Annotated in this window: 15 protein-coding genes and 1 other RNA gene; 10 read left to right on the top strand and 6 right to left on the bottom strand. The window is 66.8% G+C overall.

The window, feature by feature from the left end:
• Positions 1 to 61: 61 nt before the first annotated feature.
• From otsB to NZL82_RS06860, 3 genes are read left to right on the top strand one after another with little or no spacing between them, the layout of a single operon-like run.
• Positions 62 to 835 carry a trehalose-phosphatase gene (gene otsB / locus NZL82_RS06870; protein ID WP_261269024.1) on the top strand — a complete coding sequence of 258 codons (774 nt, stop codon included), beginning with the start codon at positions 62 to 64 and terminating at the stop codon, positions 833 to 835.
• Positions 836 to 846: 11 nt separating this feature from the next.
• Complete coding sequence (locus NZL82_RS06865) at positions 847 to 2,613, top strand: glycoside hydrolase family 15 protein (protein ID WP_405051349.1); 1,767 nt, start codon at positions 847 to 849, stop codon at positions 2,611 to 2,613.
• Positions 2,610 to 4,025 carry a trehalose-6-phosphate synthase gene (locus tag NZL82_RS06860; RefSeq protein ID WP_261269022.1) on the top strand — a complete coding sequence of 472 codons (1,416 nt, stop codon included), beginning with the start codon at positions 2,610 to 2,612 and terminating at the stop codon, positions 4,023 to 4,025. Before NZL82_RS06865 ends, NZL82_RS06860 begins: the two co-directional genes overlap by 4 nt.
• A 56-nt stretch (positions 4,026 to 4,081) precedes the next feature.
• Here the strand turns inward: NZL82_RS06860 and NZL82_RS06855 are convergent, their stop codons facing one another.
• Together NZL82_RS06855 and NZL82_RS06850 are read right to left on the bottom strand one after the other, a co-directional pair.
• Positions 4,082 to 5,215: a mechanosensitive ion channel family protein gene (locus NZL82_RS06855; RefSeq protein ID WP_261269021.1), complete on the bottom strand. Its 1,134-nt coding sequence runs from the start codon at positions 5,213 to 5,215 to the stop codon at positions 4,082 to 4,084.
• 208 nt (positions 5,216 to 5,423) lie between these two features.
• Positions 5,424 to 6,107 (bottom strand): hypothetical protein, encoded by a 684-nt coding sequence (locus tag NZL82_RS06850; protein ID WP_261269020.1) that lies wholly within the window; start codon positions 6,105 to 6,107, stop codon positions 5,424 to 5,426.
• A gap of 133 nt (positions 6,108 to 6,240) precedes the next feature.
• Here NZL82_RS06850 and NZL82_RS06845 point away from each other — a divergent pair, with 133 nt between their 5' ends.
• The 4 genes from NZL82_RS06845 to NZL82_RS06830 are packed head-to-tail and all read left to right on the top strand — an operon-like array spanning position 6,241 to position 11,213.
• Positions 6,241 to 6,909, top strand: a complete 669-nt coding sequence (locus NZL82_RS06845; protein ID WP_261269019.1) for a response regulator transcription factor — start codon at positions 6,241 to 6,243, stop codon at positions 6,907 to 6,909.
• A gap of 38 nt (positions 6,910 to 6,947) precedes the next feature.
• Positions 6,948 to 8,282 carry an ATP-binding protein gene (locus NZL82_RS06840; RefSeq protein WP_261269018.1) on the top strand — a complete coding sequence of 445 codons (1,335 nt, stop codon included), beginning with the start codon at positions 6,948 to 6,950 and terminating at the stop codon, positions 8,280 to 8,282.
• Between the two features lie 11 nt (positions 8,283 to 8,293).
• Positions 8,294 to 9,889, top strand: a complete 1,596-nt coding sequence (gene treF / locus NZL82_RS06835; RefSeq protein ID WP_261269017.1) for an alpha,alpha-trehalase TreF — start codon at positions 8,294 to 8,296, stop codon at positions 9,887 to 9,889.
• A gap of 40 nt (positions 9,890 to 9,929) precedes the next feature.
• Complete coding sequence (locus tag NZL82_RS06830) at positions 9,930 to 11,213, top strand: Hsp70 family protein (protein WP_261269016.1); 1,284 nt, start codon at positions 9,930 to 9,932, stop codon at positions 11,211 to 11,213.
• A gap of 53 nt (positions 11,214 to 11,266) precedes the next feature.
• Here the strand turns inward: NZL82_RS06830 and NZL82_RS06825 are convergent, their stop codons facing one another.
• Positions 11,267 to 13,657 carry a TonB-dependent receptor gene (locus NZL82_RS06825; RefSeq protein ID WP_261269015.1) on the bottom strand — a complete coding sequence of 797 codons (2,391 nt, stop codon included), beginning with the start codon at positions 13,655 to 13,657 and terminating at the stop codon, positions 11,267 to 11,269.
• Positions 13,658 to 13,985: 328 nt separating this feature from the next.
• A complete protein-coding gene (locus NZL82_RS06820) occupies positions 13,986 to 16,244 on the bottom strand; it encodes an NADP-dependent malic enzyme (protein ID WP_261269014.1) in 2,259 nt (752 codons plus the stop codon).
• Between the two features lie 333 nt (positions 16,245 to 16,577).
• On the opposite strand from NZL82_RS06820, the gene mutS reads away from it, so the two are divergent.
• Positions 16,578 to 19,148 (top strand): DNA mismatch repair protein MutS, encoded by a 2,571-nt coding sequence (gene mutS, locus NZL82_RS06815; RefSeq protein WP_261269054.1) that lies wholly within the window; start codon positions 16,578 to 16,580, stop codon positions 19,146 to 19,148.
• Positions 19,149 to 19,440: 292 nt separating this feature from the next.
• On the opposite strand, the gene ssrA is transcribed toward mutS, so the two are convergent.
• Positions 19,441 to 19,828: a transfer-messenger RNA gene (ssrA, locus tag NZL82_RS06810) on the bottom strand.
• Between the two features lie 36 nt (positions 19,829 to 19,864).
• Between ssrA and NZL82_RS06805 the strand changes: the two genes are divergently transcribed.
• Complete coding sequence (locus NZL82_RS06805; protein ID WP_261269013.1) at positions 19,865 to 20,296, top strand: Rrf2 family transcriptional regulator; 432 nt, start codon at positions 19,865 to 19,867, stop codon at positions 20,294 to 20,296.
• 175 nt (positions 20,297 to 20,471) lie between these two features.
• Here the strand turns inward: NZL82_RS06805 and mscL are convergent, their stop codons facing one another.
• Positions 20,472 to 20,924, bottom strand: a complete 453-nt coding sequence (gene mscL, locus NZL82_RS06800) for a large conductance mechanosensitive channel protein MscL (RefSeq protein ID WP_261269012.1) — start codon at positions 20,922 to 20,924, stop codon at positions 20,472 to 20,474.
• A 107-nt stretch (positions 20,925 to 21,031) separates the two neighbouring features.
• Here mscL and NZL82_RS06795 point away from each other — a divergent pair, with 107 nt between their 5' ends.
• On the top strand, positions 21,032 to 21,625 hold the full coding sequence (locus NZL82_RS06795; protein ID WP_261269011.1) for a LemA family protein: 594 nt from the start codon (positions 21,032 to 21,034) through the stop codon (positions 21,623 to 21,625).
• Positions 21,626 to 21,628 lie beyond the last annotated feature (3 nt).

Here is a 21,628-nt window from a genome sequence, read left to right as displayed (position 1 = left end):
TCAACTGTAATCATTTCGCATGCGCAGCGGAACGTGAGCGGCGGGGATGGGTTCACTTGGCATGTCCGCATCCGCTATGCTCTCGCCCATGCTGGCCGACCTCGCCCCGCCCCCGCCCCGCCTGTCCGCCGAGGACAGCCTTTTCCTCGATTTCGACGGCACGCTCGTCGACCTCGCCGACAATCCCGAGGGGGTGCATGTCAGCACCGCGCTCGCCGATCGGCTGGACGCGCTGGCCGCGCATATGCCCGGCCGCCTCGCCATCGTCAGCGGCCGCTCGATCGCGCAACTCGATGCGCTGTTCGGCCCGCAGGCGCAGCATTTCACGCTGGCGGGCAGCCACGGCGCCGAGCGCCGCAGCCCCGAGCACGGCCATAGCCAACCCAAAAAGCCTGACCATCTCGCCACCGCGACCGAGGAGATGCGCGCGGTGGCCGAAGCGAACGACCTGTATTTCGAAACCAAGAGCTTCGGCGCTGGGCTGCATTACCGCCGCAACCCGGGCGCAGAGCCCCTCGCCCTGCGCGAAGCCACCGCGATCGCCGAACGCCATGGCCTGACCCTGCAACCCGGCAAGATGATGGTCGAGATCCGCCTGCCCGGCGACAAGGGCCAGGCGATCGAGACGCTGATGGAAAGTCCCACCATGCGCGGCACCATCCCCATCTTCTTCGGTGACGACGTGACCGACGAGGACGGCTTCGCCGCCGCCGCCGCGCTGGGCGGTGCCGGCGTGCTGGTCGGCCCGATGCGTCAGACCGCCGCCCGCTACCGCCTGCCCGATGTCGCCGCCGTCCACTCATGGCTCGCCCAAGCGCTGGAGAATGCCGAATAATGCAACAGGACATGAACCTCTGGCCGATCGGCAATTGCCAGGTCTCGGCGCTGATCGACGCGACCGGGCGTTTCGTCTGGGGCTGCGTGCCGCGGGTCGATGGCGACCCGGCTTTTTGCGCGCTGCTGGGCGATGGCGATCCGGAGACGGGCTATTGGTCGATCGAGCTGGAGGACCGGGTCTCGACCACGCAAGGCTATCTGCGCAACACCCCGATCCTGGTCACCACCCATATGGACGACAGGGGCAACGGCATCGAGATCACCGATTTCTGCCCGCGTTTCTCGCGCGAGGGCCGCGTCTATCGCCCGACCAGCTATGTGCGGATCGTGCGCCCCATCGGCTCGCCCCGCATCCGCATCGCGCTTCGCGTCGCGACCGACTGGGGTACCCCGACCGAGCGGACGCAGGGGTCCAACCATATCCGCTATCTGATGACGCAGCAGACGCTGCGCCTGACCACCGACGCGCCGGTCGGCCATATCGCCGCCGAACAATGGTTCCGGCTGGAACGCCCCATCCACATGTTCCTGGGCCCGGACGAGAGCTTCGCGGGTGTGCTGAGCGAGGCGAGCCGTGCCATGTTGGAGCGCACGACGCATGAATGGCATCACTGGGTGCGCGGGCTTGCGACCCCGGTCGAGTGGCAGGCCGTCGTCATCCGCGCGGCGATCACGCTGAAGCTGTGCCAGCATGAGGAAACCGGCGCGATCGTCGCCGCGCTAACCACCTCTTTGCCCGAACATGCCGATTCGGGGCGTAACTGGGATTATCGCTACTGCTGGATTCGTGACGCCTATTACACCGTGCAAGCGCTCAACCGGCTCGGCGCGCTCGACGTGCTGGAGGGGTATCTCGAATATCTCCGCAACATCGTAGACGCCGCACGCGGCGGGCATATCCAGCCGCTCTACGGCGTCGGCGGCGAGGCGACCCTGGTCGAGCGGATCGAGACCAAGCTCCCCGGCTACCGTGCCATGGGTCCGGTGCGGGTCGGCAACCAGGCCTATGAGCAGATTCAGCACGATGCTTACGGCCAGATCGTGCTGTCCGATGTGCAGGCCTTCTTCGACACGCGGCTGTTCCGCATGTCGGGGGTCGAGGATTTCCACTCGCTGGAACGCGTCGGCGAGCGCGCCTGGGCCAAGTACGACCAGCCCGATGCGGGGCTGTGGGAGTTGCGCACCAAGAGCCATGTCCACACCTATTCCGCCGCCATGTGCTGGGCCGCGTGCGACCGGTTGGCCAATGCCGCACAGGCGCTGGGGCTGGAGGAGCGGCGTGCCTTTTGGCAGGAGCGCGCCGACCTGATGCGCGAGACGATCGAGCAGGCGGCGTGGCGCCCCGAAACGCAGCGCATGTCGGCGACCTTCGGCGGCGACGATCTGGACGCCAGCATCATCCAGCTGCTCGACCTGCGCTTCCTGTCGCCCGACGATCCCCGTTTCCGCTCGACGCTCGACGCGGTGGAAAAGGGGCTGCGGCGGGGCAGCCATATGCTGCGCTATGCGACCGAGGATGATTTCGGCCTGCCCCATACCGCGTTCAACGTTTGCACCTTCTGGCTGATTGAAGCGTTATATGTGACCGGGCGTCATGCCGATGCCCGCGCGCTGTTCGAGGAGATGGTGGCGCGCTGCACCCCCGCCGGGCTTCTGTCCGAGGATATCGACCCGAATACGGGCGAGCTGTGGGGGAATTATCCGCAAACCTATTCGCTGGTCGGCCTGATCAACTGCGCCGTCCTGCTGAGTAAACCATGGAGTGCCGTGCGATGAGTCGCCTGATCGTCATCTCGAACCGGGTCCAGCCGCCCACCACCGGGCCGGGCGGAAATCAGGGCGGGCTGGCGGTCGCACTTCTTGCCGCCCTGCGCGAACAGGGCGGCATCTGGTTCGGCTGGTCGGGGGAGACCACCGAGGAATTCAGCGGCCATATCAACTTCCAGCAGGGCGGCGGCGTCACCACCGCGACCATCGACCTGGAAGAGCAGGATATCGACGAATATTATAACGGCTATGCCAACCGGACGCTGTGGCCGCTCTTCCATTATCGCATCGACCTGACCGAGTTCGAGCGCGACTTCGACTCCGGCTATGCGCGCGTCAACGAGCGTTTCGCCGATACGGTGCAGCCGCTGATCGAGCCCGACGATCTGGTCTGGGTGCATGACTATCACCTGATCCCGCTGGGCCGTGACCTGCGCAAGCGGGGGTTCAAGAACCGGATCGGCTTCTTCCTCCACATCCCCTGGCCGCCGGTGCGGCTGCTGATGTCGCTCCCCAGCCATCGCAAGCTGGTGGAATCGCTCTTCGCCTATGACGTGGTGGGTTTCCATACCGAGGACTGGCTGGACAGCTTCCGCGACTATGTGACCAAGGAGTTGGGCGGTACGCTGGGCGAGAATGGCGCGGTGACGTGGAACGGCCGCACCATCCAGGCGATCCGCGCGCCGATCGGCATCGAAACCAAGGAGTTCGAGGAAGCCGCCAGCGGCCACGACGCCCGTTTCGCGCGCGAACGCATGTATATGTCGGCGACCGGCCGCAGCCTGATCGTCGGGGTTGACCGGCTCGACTATTCCAAGGGGCTGGCCGAGCGCTTCCTGGGTTACGAACGCTTTCTCGCGCAGAATCCGGAACGGCGCGCGCTGGTCTATATGCTCCAGATCGCACCGCCCAGCCGCGAGAAGGTGAACACCTATCAGGAGATCCGCGCCAATCTCGATGCGCTGTCGGGGCGGATCAACGGCGAATATGCCGATATCGACTGGGTGCCGATCCGTTACGTCAACAAGGGGTTTCCGCGGCCGGTGCTGGCGGGCATCTATCGCGCGGCGCGGATCGGGCTGGTGACGCCGTTGCGCGACGGGATGAACTTGGTCGCCAAGGAATATGTCGCGGCGCAGGACCCCGAGGATCCCGGCGTGCTGATCCTGTCACGCTTTGCGGGCGCGGCCGAGCAGTTGAAGGACGCGGTCCTCATCAACCCCTATAGCGCCGAGGAAATGTCCGATGCGATCGTCCAGGCTCTGGCCATGCCGCGCGACGAACGCATCCGTCGCTGGGAAAGCCTGATCGACAATGTCCGGCGCGAAGACGTGTTCTGGTGGTGCGAACTGTTCCTGGCCGCGCTGCGCGGGGACGGGGCGAAGGACGAAGCCAAGGCGATCGAGGCGGCGGCGTCCTGATCCTCCCCGGGGGGGGGGGGCCCCGCCGGGGGGGGGGGGGGGGGGGCCATGGCCGTTTAGGACGTACCTAGAGGCACGCCCCCTCCACCAGCCTGCGGCTGGTCCCCCTCCCCGTGCCGGGGAGGAATATTGGATTGATGCTCCAACCGCCGCCGGGGCAGTGCCTCCGGCATTTCGCGCCGAATATATTCCAGCAGCCCCTCGCGAATCTCGCAGCGCAGATCGAACGCGATCGCCGCATCGCGCGCGGTCATCAGCCCGCGCACCTCGATCGAATCGGGCTTCACGTCGGTCACCTGCATGTTGAAGAAACGCCGGTCCCAGCGCGTGCTCGCCTCGACCAGTTCGCCCATCTTCTCACGCAACCGGGGAATGTCCGCCGACGGGTCGAGATACCAGAAGACCGATCCCAGCAACTGGCTGGTCTCGCGCGTCCAGTTCTGGAAGCTGTTCTCCAGGAACTTGGCGACCGGCACGACCAGCCGCCGCTCGTCCCAGATGCGCACCACGACGAAGGTCAGGTGAATCTGTTCGATCCGTCCCCATTCGTTATCGATGATGACCACGTCGTCGAGGCGGATCGGCTCGGTAAAAGCCATTTGCACGCCCGCGATCAGGTTCTTGAGCGCGGGCTGTGCCGCGGCACCGACGACCAGGCCCGCAATACCCGCCGAGGCCATCAGCGTGACGCCGATGGTGCGGATGCCCGGCACGCTCAACAGCATCAGGCAGACGGTCAGGAACACGATCAGGAAGATGCCGATCCGCCCCAATATCTGCGCGCGCGTCCGCTTTCGCCGGGCGCGCAGATTGTCCTCGACGCTGATGTCGGCGCGCAGGTAGACGACGCCCTGAAGCGCGCGCAGCCCCGCCACCGCCAGCCAGCCGAGAAGCGCCGGCACAGAGAAGCCCAGCACCTGCCGCCATATCTCCCGCCCGTCGCTGGACATGGGGACGAGGCGCATCGCGAAACTGACCGCTATGGCGATCGCCACCCAGCGCAAGGGCTGGCGGATATGGGCGAGGACGAGATCGTCGCTCTGGCTGGCGGTCCGCCGCGCGGCGTGCCCCGCGATCCGCATCGCGACGCTGTGGACCAGCACCGCGATCAGGATCGCGACCGCAATGATCGTCACGTGTTGAAGCCACAGCCATTCGGCCGGAATGTCGAGCGATCGAAGCCAGCGCATGGGGTGCTAAAGGGTCAAAGGGGCGAAGGTTCCTTTTGAGCCCCGGATTCCCTTGGCCTCCGACTTCGCTCAGGCTGAACGGAGCAAGTGCAGGGTCCAACTCCCAACCTCCGTTCTGCCTGAGCGAAGTCGAAGGCCACGCCCCACCCTCGCCCCAAACGAAAACGCCCCCCGACCAAGGCCGGAGGGCGTCTTCGTCAAACCCCGATCACCGCGCCGGGCGGACCGCGCCTGTGGGAGCAGGAGCCGGAGCCCCGGCGGGCGGCGGAGGCGGCGGTACGGGGGCGCCCTGCGGGGCCTGACCGTTCACCGGGGGCGGCGGCGGGGGCACCGCACCCGGTGCGCAACCACCCGGCGGCGGGGGCAGAGGAGCGCCGGGGCCACCCGGTGCGCCCGGACCACCGGGACCACCCGGACCACCGGGGGGCGGCGGCGGCGGGCCGTCACCACGCGGGCCACCGGGGCCGCCGGGACCGCGCGGACCACCCGGCGGGGGCGGCGGGGGGCCAACCGGGGTCACCGTCCCTTGCGGGTTGACCAGATACTGGGCGTGCATCACGCCGTCGTCATAGCGGCCCTGCACCATCACGTTGCTGCCGACGGCGGGCATCGCGTCACGGTTGCTGGCGACCATCGCGCGGCCGGTGGCGTCCTGCACCACGAAGCGGTCGCCAAAGACTTCGGCCACCCGCCCCTTGGCGGTGACAACGCCGCTGGTCGAGGCCAGCTTGGCGATCGGCGTCGGGTTGGACGGCGCCATGGTGACGGTCGGCCGGGTCATCGAGACGGCGGCAGCGCCACCGCCCGCGCCCAGTGCGATCAGCACGGCGGCCGCCGCAGCCAGCGGAGCCTTGCCCTGCAAACGGGGGGTCGGGATATGGAAACGAGACATTGTTCGATCTCCTTGGTTGATGCCCCCTTCTAGGTGATTCGGCCCGATGCCCGCTGAACCACGCGGTTCAGATTGGGTTTAAGCTGTGCGAGGATAGCGGCACGCGGGGCCATGAGGGGAAGACGAAAACGTCATGCGAATTCTGCTGGTCGAGGATGATCCCGCGCTGGGGCCCGCCATCGCGCGGGCGCTGCGCGCCGAACAATGCGCGGTCGATCTGTTCACCAGCGGCGTCGATGCGGGCCATGCGGGCGATACCGAACTCTATGACGCCGCCGTGCTCGACCTCGGCCTTCCCGACGGCGATGGCATGAGCGTGCTCAAGGCCTGGCGCGAGGCGGGGCGGGCGCTGCCGGTGCTGATCCTGACCGCGCGCGACGGCTGGTCGGACAAAGTGGCGGGGTTCAAGGCGGGCGCCGACGATTATCTGACCAAGCCCTTCCGCGTCGAGGAACTGGTCATGCGCCTGCGTGCGCTGGTTCGCCGCGCGGCGGGCCATGCCCAGCCGCGCCTGACCTGCGGCCCCCTCTCCTTCGACAGTCAGACCGGGCAGTTCGAGCTGGACGGCCTGCCACTGAAACTCACCGCCTTCGAATGGCGGGTGCTGTCGGCGCTGATGCTGCGCAAGGAGGCGGTGATTCCCCGGCTGGAACTGCTGGAGCGTGTCTATGAAGGCGACGCCGATGTCGATTCCAACAGCCTGGAAGTGATCGTCGGTCGGCTGCGCAAGAAGATTGGCGCGGACCTGATCGAAACGGTGCGCGGCATGGGCTATCGCCTGACCGCCGGGGATGCGGTGTGAGCGTCGCCCGGTTGATCCCCAAATCGATCCATGCCCGGATGGTCCTGATTTCCGGAGCCGCGATCCTCGTCGCGCTCCTGATCGCCGGATGGGGACTGGCGAGCGCGCTGGAAGGGATCGTCACGCGCGGGCTCGATCAGCGGCTCGATTCGGAAATCGCGGTTCTCGCCTCGGCGGTCGATGGCAGGGGGGCGGTCGACCGGGGCCGTATTGCCCAGCGGCGCGGGCTGCTGGAACCCGAACCCGGCTGGCGCTGGCGGATTGCGGGGCCAGACGGCATGATCGGATCGGGCGACTTTCCCCCGCTCCTCCCACCGCATCCACCGGGGCCGGATGGCGGACCACCCCCCGCCCTGCCACCGGGCCCCGCCCCGGTTCCCTCCCCCGTCGATCAACCCCATCCCGCCGATGGGCACACCGAACAGGGCGTGCGCGTTCATGCCCGTCAGATCACGATTCCCTCATTGCGTGGGCCGGTGACGATCACCGCCGCGGCCCCACGCGCCGTCGTCGCGCGACCGATCCGGGCGGCGCTGGTGCCGCTGCTCGCGATGCTGGCGGGGCTGGGCGCACTGCTTGCGGCGGCGAGCCTGATCCAGCTTCGCCTGGGCCTGCGCCCGCTGCGCCGTTTGCGCGAGGAGGTCGCCGCGATCCGCACCGGCGAACGCGCCCGCGTCGATGAAGATCAGCCCGCCGAACTCCGCCCGCTCGCCACCGAATTGAACGCACTGACTGCCGACAGCGAACGCGCGCTGGCGGCGGCGCGCGCCTCGGCGGCCAATCTGGCCCATGCGCTCAAGACCCCGGTGGCGACACTGGCGCTCGATCTGGCGGGCGATCCGCCCCGCGCCGAGCAGGTGGCGCGGATCGACGCCACCATCCGTCACCACCTCGCCCGCGCACGGGTGCAGCTTGGCGCGAGCAGGTCGTCCACCGCGCTCCGTCCCGCGATGGACGACCTGGCTCATGCGATTGCGCGCATCCATGCCGACCGGGGAATCACGATCTCCGCCGAGGCTGCCGAGGATGTCAGCGTCGCGATGGACGCGCATGATCTGGACGAGGTGGCGGGTAATCTGGTCGACAATGCCGCGCGCCACGCCCGGTCGAAGGTATCGATCGCGGCAACCGCCGAGGGACGACAGGTCCGCCTCTGCATCACCGATGACGGCCCCGGCATTCCGGAGGCCGACCGTATCCGCGCGACCCAGGCGGGCGCACGGCTGGACGAGCGCGGCGACGGGCACGGCTTCGGCCTGGCGATCGCGCGCGAACTGGCCGAACTGCACGGCGGCGAACTGATTCTGGACGAAGCGCCAGGCGGGGGGCTGGTCGCCTGCGTGCTGCTCCCCCGCGCCGCCGCAAAAGAATAGACAGGAGAGATATGATCGCCACCCGCTTCCGCCCGCTGGTCCTGATGCCCACCCTCGCCCTGCTGCTTCAGGGGCAGGCCATGCCCCCCTCGCCCGCCGATATTTACGGCCCGCTCTTCGGTGCGGTGCAGGAGGCGCAGGTGTTCCCCGACGGCAAGACCTTTGCCGACGCGGTTCCGCGCGAAAAGCCGGAGGCGATCCTTGCCGCCTATGCCCGCGAAAAGCCGCAGGGCAAGGCGGCGCTGACCGCGTTCGTCCGCCGTCATTTCTCGGTGCGCGGCGACGATCAGGCCCGGCCACCACTGCGCGACCGCATCCGCGAGCTTTGGCCCATTCTCGGTCGGGCGCCCTTCGCACCGGTACCGGGATCGTCCGCGCTGGGGCTGGATCATGGCTATGTCGTGCCGGGCGACCGGTTCCAGGAGATTTACTACTGGGACAGCTACTTCACCATGCTGGGGTTGAAGGCCGATGGCCAGACCCCGCTGATCGAGGCGATGCTTGCCGACTTCGTCGATCTGGTCGAGCGCTACGGCCATATCCCGAACGGCACGCGCAGCTATTATCTCAGCCGGTCGCAACCGCCCTTCCTTGCGATGATGCTGGACCTGTCGGACGATCGCGACCCCATACTGGCCGGGCGGCGGCTGAACGCGCTGATCCGCGAGCATGACTATTGGATGGCGGGCAGCCGCTGTCTGGATGCCAGCGGGGCGTGCGAACATGTGGTGAGGATGCCCGACGGCAGTCTGCTCAACCGCTATTGGGATGCGCGCGACACCCCGCGCGACGAAAGCTGGCGCGAAGACCGCGAAACGGCGCTCAAGGCCAAACCGCGCCCAGCCAGCGTGGTGCAACGCGATCTGCGCGCCGCGGCCGAATCGGGTTGGGACTTCAGCTCGCGCTGGCTGGCCGATCCGATGCGGCTGGAGACGATCCATACGACCGACATCGTGCCGGTCGATCTCAACAGCCTGTTATGTCTCAGCGAAACCCGGATCGCCGAGCGCGCCCAGGCGGCGGGGCGCGGCGAGATCGCGCAGCGCTTCCGGCGGCTGGCGGCGGCGCGCAAGGCGGCGATCGACCGTTATCTCTGGGTGGCGGCCGAGCGGCGCTTCGCCGACTGGGACCGGATCGCCCGGCGGCCCACCCCGGCGCGGACGGCGGTATCGCTCTTTCCGCTTTTCGTCGGCCATGCCAGCCCAGACCAGGCCAAGGCGGTCGCCGCCACGACCCGCGCGACCTTGCTTGGCGAGGGCGGCCTGCGCACCACCGGCATTCGCACCGGCCAGCAATGGGATTTGCCCAATGGCTGGGCCCCGCTGCAATGGGTCGCGGTCGAGGGGCTCGGTCGCTACGGCGAACAGGGACTGGCCAGGGACATCGCCCGCCGCTGGACCGCCACGGTCGCGCGCACCTATGCCGAAACGGGCAAGCTGTTGGAGAAATACGACGTCGAGGAGCGGCGGCCCGGCGGCGGCGGGGAATATCCGACGCAGGACGGGTTCGGCTGGACCAACGGCGTGACCGCGGCGATGCTCGACCGCTGGCCGGATTTGAAACCGGGGGAGGCAGGAGCGCAAAAAGACCCATCGGCCAAGCCATAAAAATCTCGCCTCCGTCCCTACATCGTGTAGCGGACGCGGCATGACCGACACTTCGCGCCCCGTCCTCGGTATCGACTTCGGCACCACCAACTCGGTCGTCGCACGGGCCGATGGAGGCGAGTCGCATCTGGTGCCGCTGAAAGGCCCCCAAGCCACCGACCCCGTCTTCCGCTCGGCGCTATGCTTCTGGGAGGATGACGGCATCGAGGTCGAGGCGGGGCCCTGGGCGATCGCCGAATATCTCGACTTTCCGGGTGGCAGCCGCTTCATCCAGTCGTTCAAGTCGGTCGCCGCCTCGCCCGTGTTCGAGCATGCCACCGTCTTCGACAAACGCTATCGGTTCGAGGAGCTGGGCCGCGTCTTTCTCGACCGTATGGCGGTGCGCAGCGGCGGGACGCTCGATGGGAAGGCGGCGCGGATCGTCGTCGGGCGGCCGGTCGAATATGCCGGGCACCGCCCCGACGAAGCGCTCGCCCGCCAGCGTTACGATGCGATGTTCGCGCGGCTGGGGGCGGAGATTCATTATGTCTACGAACCGCTGGGCGCGGCGTTCAGCTATGCCTCACGGATCACCGAGCCCGCGACCGTGCTGGTCGCCGATTTCGGTGGCGGTACCAGCGACTTTTCCGTTGTCCGCATCGCCGCCCCCGGCGCCGCGCGGCGTTGCGAGCCGCTGGGCCATGCCGGTGTCGGCATTGCCGGCGACCGGTTCGACCAGAGGCTGATCGATCACCTCGTCCTGCCGCTGCTGGGTGCGGGCGGCCGATATCGGTCGTTCGACAAGGTGCTGGAAATCCCGCGCGGCTATTTCGCCGATTTCGGCGACTGGTCGCGCCTTGCGCTGATGCGCAACCGCAAGACGCTGGCCGAACTGGAGAAGCTGCGCCGTTCCGCGCTCGACCCGGAGGCGATCGGACGGATGATCGCGATCATCGAGGAGGAACAGGGGTACCGGCTTTACGACGCGGTCGGACAGGTGAAGCGCGACCTGTCGGCGACGGAGGAGGCAAGGTTCCGGTTCGAAGGCGGCGGCCTGTCGATCGAGGCGGGTGTGAGCCGGAAGGATTTCGAAAGCTGGATTGCCCCCGATCTCGTGCGGATCGAACAGGCGGTCGACCGGGCGCTGACGGCAGCGGCGACCGGGCCGGAGCAGATCGATCAGGTGTTCCTGACCGGTGGCACCTCGTTGATGCCCGCGATCCGGCGGATGTTCGAGGCGCGCTTTGGGGGCGAAAAGATCGCGACCGGCGGCGAACTGACCTCGATCGCCCATGGCCTCGCGCTGATCGGCGAGCAGCCGGACATTACGGCCTGGGCGGTGTAAAAGCCTCAACAGGCCCCTCCGCTCGGTGGGAGGGGCCTGCCTGACGGCTGGGTTCAGAACCCCTTCTTCAGCGTCACGAACCACTGGCGCGGCGCGCCCGTGAGCAGCGTCTGGTTGTCGCCGCTGGCGGTGTAGCCACCGCTACCGACGGTTGCGATGTACCGCTTGTCGGTCAGATTGGTCACGCTGCCCTCGATCGAGAAGCCGCCCCATTCCGCCGGGAAACGATAGCCGATGCTGGCATCGACCAGCACGCGCCCATCGACCGACTGGTCGTTCAGATAGGTGAAGTAGCGCTTCGACATGTAATCCGCGCCGACACGGCCGAAGAAGCGGCTGTCGTCATAGACCAGCTCGCCCTTGATCATGTTCTGCGGCGTGTCGACGACATAGCGGCCCTTTTCGGCCAACAGATTGCCCGAACCGTCGCGGACCGTCTGCTGATAGGTCGCGTGGTTGTAGGAATAGCTGGCCAGTGCCGAGAAGGCCGAGGTCAGGCGGTAAAAGGCCGAGACCTCCGCGCCATAGCTTTCGACGCCGCCGACATTGTTCAGCGTCGGCGGAATGCCCTGGATCGCGGTGCCGATCGAATAGGTCAGCAGACGGTCGGAGAAGTCGATATAATAGCCCACCGCCGACAGCTGCAGGCCGCCGGTGCGATAGCGGACGCCGCCTTCGGCGGTCTTGGACTTTTCGGGGCGCACGGTGTTGGCGACCGCGTTGAACGCTGCCTGGCTGATCGAGAAGGGCGGCGCGGTCGCGGCGGCGATGAAGGCGCGCATATTCTCGGTATAGCTGGCGAAGACCTCCGCCTGGTTGCCTAGGTGCAGCACCGCGCCGATCTGCGGCAGGAACCAGTCTTGGCTCTTGATCCGGCCGCGCGCCAGCGTGCCCGCCAGCACATTGGCCTGGTTGCGCACGCGCATCCCCTTCCAACCGCCATTGATGGTCAGCTGGCCGATGTCGAGCGTGTCGCCGACCGAATATTGCAGCGTCTCGGTATCGTATTTGCCGTTCCACGTGGTCGACATCGGGTTACGCTGGTAATCCAGCGCATTGCGGTTCGGCGTCGCGGTGTCGGTCATGCCATAGAGGCGACGCGCCTGATGCAGCGTGTTGCTCTCATACCAGCCGGTCAGCTCCAGCTTGTTGGCGCCGGTGGTCAGCGCCAGCTTGGCGATCGTGCCGGCGCGGTCGAGGCTATACTCGGTCGTGCGGAACGACAGTGGCGCGGGGTTGGTGATCGGCGTGCCGTCCACATTGGGCGCACCCAGCTGGGTCGGGCTATAGGGCGTGATCCACGAACCCTGGCCCTTATTGTGATGGTAATAGCTGGTCGAGGTCAGCGACAGCGCCTCGGTCAGCTTGGCATCGAAGGTCACGCCACCCAGATAGTCGCGCCGCAGGCCCGCCGCGTCATAATAGCCGTCGTCTAGACCGATCCCGCTCGGCAGTCCGATGGCCACGCCCGCATAAGGCGCCGTGAATCCGGCCAGCGAACCGTTATTGGCCGCCGCATAGCGTGCCGCCGCCGCGCCGTTGGTCGCCTGCTTGGCATAGAGGATCGCAAGCGGATAATTGTTGGTGATGTTGTCGTTATAATAACCGCGACGCTTGATGATATCGAGGCTTAGGTCCTGATAGTCGTTCTCGCGACGGTCAGAGAAGTTGAAGAAGCCAGTGATCGAGCCGCGCGTGTCGAAATCCTTGACGATCTTGGCATTGGCCTGATGCTGACGCTGGCTGCCATAGCCCTTCCACTTGTCGGTGGTCAGATATGCGTAGCTCAGATAGCCCTTGAGCCCACCGCCCAGATCGCCGCTATCCGCACGGACAAAGGCGCGGACGGTGTCGTTGCTGCCATAGGTGCCCGATGCGGCGATCCCGGCGGTGTCCGACGGCGCGCGGCTGGTGAACTGGATGGTGCCGCCGAGGTTGCTGGTCGAGGCGGTGCCCAGCGCGCCCGCGCCCTGCGCGACGCTGGTCGAGGCGATGTTTTCCGAGATGATCGCGCGGCTGATGTGCAGGCCGTTGGTCGGGCCATAGCTCATATCGCCCAGCGGCACGCCGTCGAGGGTGAAGCCGAGCTGATTCTGGTTGAACCCGCGCAAGCTGATGCGGGTCGACCATTCATAAGCGCCGAACGGATCGGCGGACTGGAAATTGACGCCCGGCAGCTTCGAAATCGCCTTGAGCGGCGAGGTGCCCGGCGTCAGCCGGTCGAGATCGGCGGCGGTGATCGTCTGCACCTGACGACTCTGGCCGAAGCCGAGCACGACGACGTCACCCGACGCGCCCGCTTGATCGGCGTCGGTCGTGATGGGGTCGGCGACCACCGGGTCGCTCGCCGTGCCGGTAACAGCGGCCTGCGCGGGCAACCCCTGCGCCGCGACGCCGGGTGCGATCAGCGCGACCGTCGCGACACCGACCAGATACTTCACCATGATGTTTCGCCCCCAAATGGCTCGTTAACCCAATGAGGCGGGCGCATGGGGCCGGTGCGTGACATCATGGCGACAGCGTAATGACCGGTTTGTGACGGCCTACCGTTGTGGCTTCGCGGTCACGTACTTTTCCTCCCCTGCAAGGGGAGGGGGAGCAGCGAAGCTGGTGGAGGGGTGTCACCACTCGCGAGGATGGCGGAACCTCGCACAGTGGGACACCCCTCCGTCAGGGCTTCGCCCTGCCACCTCCCCTTGCAGGGGAGGAAAAAAAGGGGGCCGGACAGCCTATGCCGTCCAGCCCCCCTTTTGCTATCCTAAATGCCGAGGATCAGCGCGCGATGCCGCCCGCCGCCAGCACCGCCAGCGTGACCAGGTCACCGGCGGTCGAAGTCATCGGCGCGATCTGCACCGGCTTTTCCATACCGATCAGCATCGGGCCGATCATGCTGTCGCCGCCGAGTTCGCGCAGCAGCTTGGCCGAGATATTGGCCGACTGGAGACCCGGCATGATGAGGACGTTCGCCGGACCCGACAGGCGCGAGAAGGGGAAGTTCGCCATCTGCTTGGGGTTCAGCGCGACGTCGGGGGCCATGTCGCCTTCATATTCGAAACCGACCTGCCGCTTGTCGAGCACCGCCACGCCGTCGCGGATATTGTCGATCCACTGGCCCTCGGGATTGCCGAAGGTCGAATAGGACAGGAAGGCCACGCGCGGCTCATGCCCCATGCGGCGCGCCACCGCCGCGGTGCGCTCGGCGATGTCGGCCAGTTCCTCGGCGGAGGGGCGTTCGTTGACCGTGGTGTCGGCGATGAAGACGGTGTGGCTCTGCCCGACGAGCAGGTGGATGCCGAACGGCACCTTGCCGTCGACCGGATCGATGACCCGGCGAATCTCGCGGAAGCTCTGCGCATAGGTGCGGGTGATGCCGGTGATCATCGCATCCGCCATTCCCAGTTGCAGCATGACCGAACCGAAGATGTTGCGGTCCTGGTTGATCAGCCGCTCGGCATCGCGCTTCAGGTAACCGCGCCGCTGGAGCCGCTCATAGAGGAAGTCGACCATCTGCGGCACCATCTCCGAGGTGCGGCTGTTATGGACTTCATATTCCTTGGGGTTGGTGACGCCCAGCGCGGCCAGACGGTCATAAACGTCGTCGCGCCCGACCAGCACCGGAATGCCATAGCCACCCTCCTTGAAGGCGATGGCGGCGCGCAGCACCACCTCTTCCTCACCCTCGGCGAACAGCACACGCTTCGGGTGCGCCTTGGCGCCCTCATAGGCCAGCGTCAGGACCGAGGTGGTCGGGTTGAGACGCGCACGCAGCTTCTGGCGATAGGCGTCCATGTCGAGGATCGGCCGCGTCGCCACGCCCGAATCCATCGCCGCCTTCGCCACTGCCGAGGGGACCAGCTCCATCAGGCGCGGATCGAACGGCGCGGGGATGATATATTCGGGGCCGAAGCTGTGCTGCGTGCCATAGGCCAGCGCCACTTCCTCCGGCACCCGCTGCCGCGCCAGTTCGGCGATCGCGTTGGCGGCGGCGATCTTCATCTCGTCATTGATGCCGGTCGCGCGCACGTCGAGCGCACCGCGGAAGATGAAGGGGAAGCCGATGACGTTGTTGACCTGGTTCGGATAGTCCGACCGCCCGGTCGCGACGATCGCGTCGGGGCGCGCCGCCTTGGCGAGTTCGGGGCGGATTTCCGGTTCCGGGTTCGCCATCGCGAAGATGATCGGCGAGGGCGCCATGTCCTTGACCATTTCGGGCTTGAGCGCGCCCGCCGCCGAAAGCCCTAAGAACACGTCGGCGCCGTGCAGCGCTTCGGTCAGGGTGCGGCGGTCGGTGACGGCGGCGTGCGCCGACTGCCATTGGTTGATGTCGTCGCGGCCCTGATAGATGACGCCGGTGCGGTCGCACATGATGACATTGTCGTGGCGCACGCCCATCGCCTTCATCAGCTCGGTACAGGCGATCGCCGCTGCGCCCGCGCCGTTGACGACGACCTTGATCTCGTCCAGCCGCCGCTTGGTCAGCAGACAGGCGTTGATGAGACCCGCCGCGCAGATGATCGCGGTGCCGTGCTGGTCGTCATGGAAGACCGGGATGTTCATCCGCTCGCGCAGCGTCTGCTCGATGATGAAGCATTCGGGGGCCTTGATGTCTTCCAGGTTGATGCCGCCGAAGCTCGGCTCCATCAGCTCGATCGCGTCGATGATCCGGTCGACATCCTCGGTCTTCAGCTCGATATCGATCGAGTCGACATCGGCGAAGCGCTTGAAGAGCACCGCCTTGCCCTCCATCACCGGCTTGGAAGCGAGCGCGCCCAGATTGCCCAGCCCCAGGATCGCGGTGCCGTTCGAGATGACGGCGACCAGATTGCCCTTGGCCGTATAGTCATAGGCGGTGGCGGGATCGTCGGCGATCGCCTGAACCGGAACCGCGACGCCAGGCGAATAGGCCAGCGCCAGGTCGCGCTGCGTCGCCATCGGCTTGGACGCGATGATCTCGATCTTGCCGGGCCGTCCCTCGGAATGGAACAGCAGGGCCTCGCGCTCGGAGAACTGATCGGTGGGTTCGTCGGTCATGCGCGCGGCCTTCGATGCTGTGAATAGTGATGACGTTACGGCTCTTGAAGCTTTCGGACACGGCTGACAACCCTGTCACGTGCCACTTTTGCAGCCGAAGCCATCGGGTTTGCCGAAGCTAGAAGTTAAGCTGTTGCAGGTGCTTGCAATGCCGCACTGCACCATCGACGACAGGAAATACCGGCCAGGCCCGGGGGCCCCTCGCCAGCCCTTGGCCGCCCCGCTATAGCCCGACATCCATTCCACCAGTTCGGGTCGCCGCGATCGGCCTGGCCCTCTCGATCCTGCCGTTTTGATTCTGGAACAGACGCCTCGATGACCACCCCGACCCCGATGATGGCGCAATATCTGACGCTGAAGGCCGAGGCCGAGGATTGCCTGCTCTTCTATCGCATGGGCGATTTTTTCGAGCTGTTCTTCGACGATGCGCGGATCGCCTCGGGCGTGCTCGACATCGCGCTGACCTCGCGCGGGGAGCATGGGGGTGAGAAGATCCCGATGTGCGGCGTGCCGGTCCATGCCGCGACCGCCTATCTGCAACGGCTGATCAAGGCGGGTCACCGCGTCGCCATCGCCGAGCAGACCGAGACGCCCGCCGAGGCCAAGGCGCGCGGCGGGTCCAAGGCGCTGGTCGCGCGCGGCATCGTGCGCGTTGTGACCGCAGGCACGCTGACCGAGGAAGCGCTGCTCGACGCCAAGTGCGACAATTGGTGCGTCGCGATCGGCGAGGCGGGCGGCGCGGTGGCGCTGGCCGCCGCCGACATCTCGACCGGGCGGTTCGTGGTGATCGACGTGAAGGCGGATGCGCTGGGGGCCGAACTCGCGCGCCTGTCCGCCGCCGAAGTCGTCGCCGCCGAAAATGCCGCACACGCTGATGCCGCGACGAGCCTGCGCCCGTCCATGACCTTCGACAGCGGTCAAGGCGAGGATCGGCTCAAGCGGCTCTACGGCGTCGCGACACTGGACGGGTTCGGACAGTTCAGCCGAGCCGGACTGGCGGCAACGGGCGGTCTGGTCGCCTATCTCGACCATACGGCCAAGGGCGCCCTGCCCTTCCTGCGCCCACCGGTATTGATGCAGGCGGCTGGAGCCATGGCGATCGATGCGGCGACGCGCGAGAGCCTGGAGCTGACCCAGACCGCGAACGGCCAGCGCAAGGGCTCGTTGCTCGACGCGGTGGACCGGACGGTGACGGGCGCAGGCGCGCGCGCGCTGGCCGGTGATATCGGCGCGCCGTTGATGGACCGCGACGCGATCGAGGCCCGGCTCGACCTCGTGCAGCATTTCCATGACGATACCGCGCTTCGCGAGCGGCTTTGCGCGGCGCTGCGGGCGCTGCCCGATATCGGCCGGGCGATCGGGCGCATCGCAGCGGGGCGCGGCTCTCCCCGCGATCTGGGGCAGTTGCGCGACGGGCTCGACGGGGCCTGGGCATTGTCCGAACAGTTGAACGACGGTCCTCCCCTGTTGCGCGAGACGACGCCCCGCCTGCGCGGGCATGGCGAATTGATCGACCTGCTGCGCCGCGCGCTGGTCCCCTCCCCGCCGATCGAGGCAAGCGAGGGCGGCTATATCGCGGCGGGCTATGACGTCGCGCTCGACGATCTGCGCGACGCGGGCGCAGGCGGCCGCCGCGCCATCGCCGCGCTGGAGGCGGAGTTCCGCCAGAAGACCGGCATCACCGCGCTCAAGATCCGCCACAACGGCGTGCTCGGCTATCATGTCGAAGTGCCCGCACGCTCGGCCGATGCGCTGATGAAGCCGGACTCGGGCTTCACTCATCGCCAGACGCTGGCGGGCGTGGTTCGCTTCAACACGCCCGAGCTGCACGAGGTCGCCAGCAAGGTCGCACAGGCCGGTGCCCATGCGCTCGCCGCCGAGGCCGCGCATCTGGAGGAACTGACCGCCGCCGCGCTGGCCTCGCGCGAAGCCATCGCCGCGACGGCGGACGCGCTCGCCCGGCTCGACGTGGCGAGCGGCCTGGCCGAACGCGCGGTCGAGGGCGGCTGGGTGCGGCCCGAGTTGGTCGACCATAGCTGTTTCGAGGTGACGGGCGGCCGCCATCCGGTGGTCGAGGCGGCGGTGGCGCGCTCGGGCGAGCGGTTCGTCGCCAATGACTGTTCGCTGTCGGAGGCTTCGCGGCTCTGGCTGGTCACCGGCCCGAACATGGGCGGCAAGTCGACCTTCCTGCGCCAAAACGCATTGATCGCGGTGTTGGCGCAGGCCGGCTCCTATGTCCCGGCCACCCAGGCGAAGATCGGGCTGGTCGACCGGCTGTTCAGCCGGGTCGGCGCGTCGGACAATCTCGCGCGCGGGCGCTCCACCTTCATGGTCGAGATGGTCGAGACCGCCGCGATCCTGGCACAGGCGACCCCGCGCAGCTTCGTCATCCTGGACGAAGTGGGGCGCGGCACCTCCACCTATGACGGCCTCGCCATCGCCTGGGCGGTGGTCGAGGCGATCCACGAGGATAATCGCTGCCGCTGCCTGTTCGCGACCCATTATCACGAACTGACCCGGCTGGCGGAACGCTGCGAGGCGCTGTCGCTCCACCATGTCCGCGCGCGCGAGTGGAAGGGCGAGCTGGTCCTGCTGCACGAGGTGTCCGAAGGCCCGGCGGATCGCTCCTATGGCCTGGCCGTCGCACGCCTTGCGGGCATGCCGCCGATGACGGTCGCGCGTGCGAAGGCAGTGCTCGCCAAGCTGGAGGCGGGCCGGGCCAAGACCGGCGGGCTGGCGGCGGGGCTGGACGACCTCCCCCTCTTCGCCGCCGCCGCGCAGGCCGAGGAGGAACAGTGCGACGCGATCCGGGCCGAGGTGGAGAAGCTGGATGTCGACAGCCTGTCGCCGCGCGAGGCGCTGGATGCGCTGTACAAGTTGAAAGCACTGGCGCGGGAGGGGTAACCCGCTCCCGTCTTCCACCCCGGCGGAGGCCGGGGTCCAGTTGCGATGGACAATCGGGGTCGAAGCTTGCCTCCCCCGCACCGAATAGTGCGCCACCGGCCTAGTGAAGCCTGGGCCCCGGCCTTCGCCGGGGTCGAAGAAGATTGAGGAGCACACTCACTCACCGCCGTTCAGCCTGAGCGAAGTCGAAGGCCACGCCCCATCGCCTCGCCGCGAGCGTCGCCCGTGCCCTTCGACTTCGCTCCGTACGAACGGCCGTCAAGGCACCCCAAACATCACAAAATCTCAGGAAAGTGGGGAGCTTCTGTTGCCCGGTGCTCCCCGTACCGCTGGAATCCGATTCTGTTGCCCGGTTCGGTCCAACCGCGCTATTTTGGAGTAACTTCAGGCCGTGAGGCCCTCAATTACGCCGCAATCGCGAGTGCTTCGTTATCGTTGGCACTTGTGTGTATGGGCCGTTGCGGTGGTCCCATTCCGAACGAAAACAGCGCTTTTCAACACACGTCGATCCTGGTTCGGCCCCGTCAGAAACGGTGTCCAGATACACCACCTTTTATGGTGGAGCCGCCGGGTACTGCCCCCGGGTCCGCTGCGTCTATTACTCGCCGCAGTTTATCGTCATAGCCGGGTGAAACCCGGCAAGGAGCGATATAGGAAGCCGAACAAGATTACGCAAATGCCTTTCGCTCGCCGCATTTTAGGTCCATGGGGGACCCATGTTGACCCAGCGGTCCCGTTATGCGCTCCGCGCGATGCTGTTCCTGGCGGAAATGCCGCCCGCCGGTCCGCCGACCTCGATGACGCGCATCGCGACCGAGGCGAATGTGCCGCGCAAATTCCTGGAACTGATCCTCGCCGATCTGAAGGGCGCGCAGTTGCTCGACAGCCAGCGGGGCAAGATGGGCGGATACCGTCTGGCACGGCCCGCCCACTTGATCTCGCTGGGCGACATCATCCGCACGATCGAGGGACCGCTCGCGCTGGTCCCCTGTGTCAGCCGCACCGCATATCGTCCTTGCAACGACTGCAAGAGCGAGGCGGACTGCGCCATTCGCCACGCGATGATGCGGGTGCGGGACGAGACGGCGCGGATTCTCGACGGCACCAGCCTCGCGGATGCGACCGCCAAGAAGCTGGCGGCGGCGTAAACGTCTTCACCTCACCCAACCCCGCGCCACCCCGGCGAAGGCCGGGGTCCAGCTGGAATGAAGTGGCGGCAGCGGGACAAGTTCGCCTCCCACGCAAGGTTGTCACGTCCCACAGCCTTGATGGCAACTGGGCCCCGGCCTTCGCCGGGGAACACCAATCTTCTGATTTGAACGCTCAGGAACGCCGTGCGCGCAGTTCGTCGCGAATTTCACGAAGCAGCGCGATGTCGGTCGGCTCCGCCTTGGGCTCTGCGGCGGCCTGTGCCTTTTCCTTCTCGAAGAGCGCCGTCGCGCGATTCACCGTGCGGACCAGCAGGAAGATGATGAAGGCGACGATGACGAAATTGACCGCCTGAGTCACGAACGCGCCGTAACCCAGCAGCGGCACCCCCGCCTTCTTCAGCGCGGCATAGTCGCTCAGCGAGCCGGTATAATTGGCCGGAATCGGGCCCATGCGCAGGAAATAGCTGGAGAAATCCAGCCCGCCAAAGACCTTGCCGATGATCGGCATCAGCACGTCATCGGTCAGCGAGGTCACGATCTTGCTGAATGCCGCGCCGATGATGACGGCCACGGCCAGGTCCAGCACATTGCCTCGCGCGATGAAGGCACGAAATTCCTTGAGCATCGCCAACTCCCTCTGTTCGATGAAGTTTACGCTATCGTCGCTTTTGCCCTTCGCCAAGAGACACGCGCGTCTTATATGACCGAGACAGTTGACGGAGGAATATTCGAATGCGTCGTCCCGTTCTTGCCCTGACCCCGGTCGTGATGGCCGTCGCCCTGTCCGGCTGCGGCATGAACAGCGTGCCCACGGCAGAGGAAAATGCGAAGGCGAAATGGGCCGACGTCCAGGCCGCCTATCAGCGCCGCGCCAACCTGATCCCCAATCTGGAGGCGACGGTGAAGGGCGCCGCCGCGTCCGAAAAGGCGATCCTGACCGATGTGGTCAACGCCCGCGCCAAGGCGACCTCGGTCCAGGTCAGCGCCGACGACCTGTCGGACCCCGCCAAGATGCAGCAGTTCGCGGCGGCCCAGGGCCAGCTCAGCGGTTCGCTCGGCCGGCTGCTCGCCAATGTCGAGGCCTATCCGAACCTGAAGAGCCAGGACAATTTCCAGACCTTCATGAGCCAGCTCGAGGGGACCGAGAACCGCATCAACATCGCGATCCGCGACTATAACGGCGCGGTTCAGGAATATAACACCCGCATCCGCACCTTCCCCGACGCGATCGGGGCGAAGGTCTTCTACGGCGCCAAGCCGATCACCCCCTATCAGGCGACGACGCCGGGGGCCGAGAATGCGCCCAAGGTGAATTTCGGCAGCTGATCA

The organism is Sphingomonas sp. LC-1 (assembly GCF_025371035.1).
Classification (GTDB): Bacteria; Pseudomonadota; Alphaproteobacteria; order Sphingomonadales; family Sphingomonadaceae; genus Sphingomonas; species Sphingomonas sanguinis_E.
Note: the sequence above shows the minus strand (reverse complement) of the source record. Positions and strands in the feature narration are given on the sequence as shown.